At 68.7% G+C, this 4,584-nt stretch carries 5 protein-coding genes; 2 read left to right on the top strand and 3 right to left on the bottom strand.

Annotation, left to right across the window (positions count from 1 at the left end):
- Window positions 1-59 precede the first annotated feature (59 nt).
- Window positions 60-1,340, bottom strand: a complete 1,281-nt coding sequence (gene clpX, locus ACSW7Y_RS16320) for an ATP-dependent Clp protease ATP-binding subunit ClpX (protein ID WP_290132373.1) — start codon at window positions 1,338-1,340, stop codon at window positions 60-62.
- Window positions 1,341-1,558: 218 nt separating this feature from the next.
- Between clpX and ACSW7Y_RS16315 the strand changes: the two genes are divergently transcribed.
- Both ACSW7Y_RS16315 and ACSW7Y_RS16310 read left to right on the top strand, forming a co-directional pair.
- Window positions 1,559-2,275, top strand: coding sequence for a YcnI family copper-binding membrane protein (locus ACSW7Y_RS16315; protein WP_438127290.1), 717 nt, complete (start codon window positions 1,559-1,561; stop codon window positions 2,273-2,275).
- The gene (locus ACSW7Y_RS16310) at window positions 2,272-2,955 is read left to right on the top strand and encodes a copper resistance CopC family protein (RefSeq protein WP_438127289.1); all 684 of its coding nucleotides are present in this window, start codon (window positions 2,272-2,274) and stop codon (window positions 2,953-2,955) included. Before ACSW7Y_RS16315 ends, ACSW7Y_RS16310 begins: the two co-directional genes overlap by 4 nt.
- A gap of 186 nt (window positions 2,956-3,141) precedes the next feature.
- Here the strand turns inward: ACSW7Y_RS16310 and ACSW7Y_RS16305 are convergent, their stop codons facing one another.
- Window positions 3,142-3,801, bottom strand: a complete 660-nt coding sequence (locus ACSW7Y_RS16305) for an ATP-dependent Clp protease proteolytic subunit (protein WP_438127288.1) — start codon at window positions 3,799-3,801, stop codon at window positions 3,142-3,144.
- A gap of 29 nt (window positions 3,802-3,830) precedes the next feature.
- Complete coding sequence (locus ACSW7Y_RS16300) at window positions 3,831-4,460, bottom strand: ATP-dependent Clp protease proteolytic subunit (protein ID WP_058725495.1); 630 nt, start codon at window positions 4,458-4,460, stop codon at window positions 3,831-3,833.
- Window positions 4,461-4,584 lie beyond the last annotated feature (124 nt).

The following is a 4,584-nucleotide window of genomic DNA, read 5'->3' as shown; positions in this document are numbered from 1 at the left end:
CTGCAAGGGCGGTTCGATGTCGGTTTCGTGGTTCTACACGACGCGACGCGCAGCGCGGGCTACGCGGACTTCTCGATGCGCTTCGCGCGCGGCCGCGGCACGATCGTCGGCGCCGCGTTCTCGAGCACGGACTCCCGGGTGATCACCACTCGGGCGACGTCGTCGTCCGAGGGGACGTCGAACATCACCGGGCCGAGGACCTCTTCGAGGATCGCGCGGAGGCCTCGGGCACCCGTCTGGCGCAGCACGGCGAGGTCAGCGATCGCCTCGAGCGCGCCCCGCTCGAACTCCAGCTCGACGCCGTCGATCTCGAACATCCGCTGGTACTGCTTCACGAGCGCGTTCTTCGGCTCGGTGAGGATCTGCATGAGCGCGGCCTGGTCGAGCTGCGACACCGTGGTCACCACTGGCAGACGACCGATGAACTCCGGGATGAGGCCGAACTTGTGGAGGTCTTCCGGCAGGACGTCCGCGTAGAGGTCCTGCTGGTCGAGCGGGCTGTGCAGCGGAGCGCCGAAGCCGATGCCGCGCTTGCCGACCCGGGAGGACACGATGTCCTCGAGCCCGGCGAACGCCCCCGCCACGATGAACAGCACGTTCGTCGTGTCGATCTGGATGAACTCCTGGTGCGGGTGCTTCCGGCCGCCCTGCGGCGGGACCGAGGCCGTCGTGCCCTCGAGGATCTTGAGCAGGGCCTGCTGGACGCCCTCGCCCGAGACGTCGCGGGTGATCGACGGGTTCTCGGCCTTGCGGGCGATCTTGTCGACCTCGTCGATGTAGATGATGCCGGTCTCGGCGCGCTTGACGTCGTAGTCGGCCGCCTGGATGAGCTTGAGGAGGATGTTCTCGACGTCCTCGCCCACGTAGCCGGCCTCGGTCAGGGCCGTGGCGTCGGCGACGGCGAACGGCACGTTGAGGCGCTTCGCGAGCGTCTGTGCAAGGTAGGTCTTGCCGCAGCCGGTCGGGCCGATGAGCAGGATGTTCGACTTCGCGATCTCGATGTCGTCGCGATCCTCGGCGGCGGTGATCTGCCCCTGCGCGCGGATGCGCTTGTAGTGGTTGTAGACGGCCACGGCCAGCGCACGCTTCGCCGGGTCCTGCCCGATCACGTACTCCTGCAGGAAGTCGAAGATCTCGCGGGGCTTGGGGAGCTCGAAGTCACCGCTCGTGGTGTCCTCACCGGCTTCGGCGAGACGCTCCTCGATGATCTCGTTGCAGAGCTCGACACACTCGTCACAGATGTAGACGCCGGGTCCGGCGATGAGCTGCTGGACCTGCTTCTGGCTCTTGCCGCAGAAGGAGCACTTGAGCAGGTCAGCGCTCTCTCCGATGCGTGCCATGTGCGTGCCCTCCCTCGGCCGTGCGACGACTCCGTCGGAACCGACGCCTGACGATCCTCCCGGTGCTGATCCACCGGCTGTGTCCGAGCCTAACCGCAACCGACGACAGCCATCGCGACGCCCGGCCGGTTTCGCGTCGCGCGTTCGCCCAGGGCGTTCGATCCTGCTACCGTGTCCGAGTCTTCTCTACAAGTTGTAGAAGTCCCGGAAGGAACACCATGCCCAAGCGCGTCGCCGTCCTCGGTGCGGCAACCCTCGGCGTCACCGCCGCCATCGTCCTCGGCACCGCCGCGGCCGCGAGCGCCCACGTCGAGGCCACCGCGACGTCCACCGCCGCCGACTCGTACACGACCGCGACGTTCTCGGTGCCGCACGGCTGCGACGGCTCCCCCACCACGAAGCTGACCTTCCACGTGCCGGAGAGCATCATCGAGGTCACCCCGACCGTCAACCCGAACTGGACCATCACGAAGACCACCGAGCCGTACACGAGCCCCTCGGCCTCCGCGGACGACGAGTCCGCCGAGGACGCCGGCCAGCGCGTGACCGCCGTCACCTACACCGCGAAGACCCCGCTGCCCGCGGACGAGCGCGACACGTTCTCCCTGTCGTTCTCGCTGCCGGACGGCAAGGCCGGCGACCGCGTCGAGCTCCCCGTCACGCAGACCTGCGAGAAGGGGTCCACCGAGTGGGACCAGCACCAGCAGGACGGGCAGGCCGAGCCGGAGCACCCCGCCCCCTCGATCGTCCTGACGAAGGCGGTCGCGACCGAGGCCGACGGCGACCCGGTGGAGTCGACCGCGACGGCCGACTCCTCGGACGCGAGCACTGGCCCGGACCTCGTCGGGCGCTTCCTCGGGCTCGGCGGGCTCGTCCTCGGCGCCGCGGCACTGGTCGTCGCCGTGGCCTCGACCCGTCGGCGGACCGGCAAGTGAGCACTCGCCTCCACGGACCGGCTGCGCGTGCATCGCGCGGCCGCTTCCGTGCTGCCGGGAGGCTCGTGGCCGCGTCCGCCACCACCCTCGCGGTCGTGGGCGGTGCGGTCCTCGGGCTCGCCGCGCCCGCGAGCGCGCACAACTACATGATCGCCTCGACGCCGAAGGTCGACGGGACGCTCACGTCCCTGCCGAAGGCGTTCGAGATCACGACGAACGACAAGCTCCTCGACATCGGCGGGTCGAACGCGGGCTTCGCGTACCGGATCGTCGGTCCGGACGGGAAGTACTACGAGGACGGCTGCCTCGACGTCGACGGCCCCTCGATGACCACGAAGGCCGCGCTCGGCGCCTCGGGGAAGTACACGGTCGAGTGGCAGATCGTCTCCGCCGACGGGCACACCGTCTCGGACGAGTACACGTTCACGTGGAAGGCGCCGTCGGGCTTCACCCCGGCGACGGGGTCCACCGAGCCGCCGACGTGTGCGACCGCCTCGAACGGTTCGACCACGGCAGCGACGACGAACGGCACGGTCTCGGGCTCGACCGACTCGGCGACCACCGACGCGCTCTTCATCGGCGCCGGCGGGGTCGTCGTCGTGGGCGCGGTCGTCGCGGTGCTGCTCCTCCTCCGTCGACGCCCGGCAGCGCCGTCGCCGGACGAGCCCGACGAGGACTGACGCCGACCTGCCGGAACCGCACCGTGCCTCCCGGCCGGCCGTCCGGAACCACGTTCCGGGCACGGCACCGTGGAAGAACGCGGTGTGGTGTCCGGAACCTGGTTCCGCACGCCGACACGACGCACGCGCGCACCCGCAAGGCACGAAGGCCCCGCACCGGACGGTGCGGGGCCTTCGTCGTGAGCGCTACTTGACGAGCGCCGGCACGTTCTTGCGGCTGGTGAGGACCTGGTCGATCAGGCCGTACTCCAGCGCCTCGTCCGCGGACATGATCTTGTCGCGTTCGATGTCGTTGTTGACCTGCTCCGGCGTGCGGTTCGAGTGCTTCGAGAGCGTCTCCTCGAGCCAGGTGCGCATGCGGAGGATCTCCGCCGCCTGGATCTCGATGTCGGACGCCTGACCGCCACCCTGCTGGGTCGCCGGCTGGTGGATGAGCACGCGCGCGTTCGGGAGCGCCAGACGCTTGCCGGGGGTACCGGCAGCGAGGAGCACCGACGCGGCCGAGGCAGCCTGACCGAGGCAGACCGTCTGGATCTGCGGGCGGATGTACTGCATCGTGTCGTAGATCGCCGTCATCGCCGTGAACGAGCCACCGGGCGAGTTGATGTACATGACGATGTCGCGGTCCGGGTCCATCGACTCGAGTACGAGCAGCTGCGCCATGATGTCGTCGGCCGACGCGTCGTCGACCTGGACGCCGAGGAACACGATGCGGTCCTCGAAGAGCTTCGCGTACGGGTCCTGCCGCTTGTAGCCGTAGGCCGTGCGCTCCTCGAAGCTCGGGAGGATGTAACGGTTTGACGGAGCCGGGACGTTCTGCGCGCCACCGAGCATGGGGAGATGCATTCTCGTTTCCTTTTCTTCGGTGGGTCGGGTCAGGACTGGGCGCCGGGCTCGGCCGCGTCGGTGGGGGTCTCGCCGTCGCCGACGGTTCCGCCGCCGCCGACGACCTCGGCGGCCGAACCACGGAGGTGGTCGACGAAGCCGTACTCGAGGGCCTCCTGTGCCGTGAACCAGTTGTCGCGGTCGTTGTCCTTGAGGATCTGCTCGATCGACTTGCCGGTCTGCTCCGCCGTGAGCTCGGCCATCCGCTGCTTCATGTCGAGGATGACCTTCGCCTGCGTCTGGATGTCGGCAGCGGTACCGCCGAAGCCGCCGGACGGCTGGTGCAGCAGCACCCGCGCGTTCGGGGTGATGTAGCGCTTGCCCGGGGTGCCCGACGAGAGCAGGAACTGCCCCATCGAGGCCGCGAGGCCGATGCCCACCGTGACGATGTCGTTCGGCACGAACTGCATCGTGTCGTAGATCGCCATGCCGGCGGTGATCGAGCCACCGGGCGAGTTGATGTAGAGGTAGATGTCCTTCTCAGGGTCCTCGGCCGCGAGCATCAGCAGCTTCGCTGCGATCTCGTTCGAGTTGTCGTCGCGGACCTCGGAGCCGAGCCACACGATCCGGTCTCTCAGAAGGCGGTCAAAAACACTGGGGTTCAGTGTCGCTTCGGCCATGGAAAAGCTCCCGTTCAGTTGTCGCTTGATGTCGAACTTATCGGGTGCAACGCACCACTTCGCGTCTGTTCGCTCTGGGCGGTCGGATCGTGCCCGCCAACGGACGGGAGGCGCGGTGCCAGCT

Source organism: Curtobacterium flaccumfaciens (genome assembly GCF_051548005.1).
In the GTDB taxonomy this organism is placed as follows: domain Bacteria; phylum Actinomycetota; class Actinomycetes; order Actinomycetales; family Microbacteriaceae; genus Curtobacterium.
The sequence above is the reverse complement of the archived record's forward strand: the minus strand, read 5'-3'. Positions and strand labels throughout refer to the sequence as shown.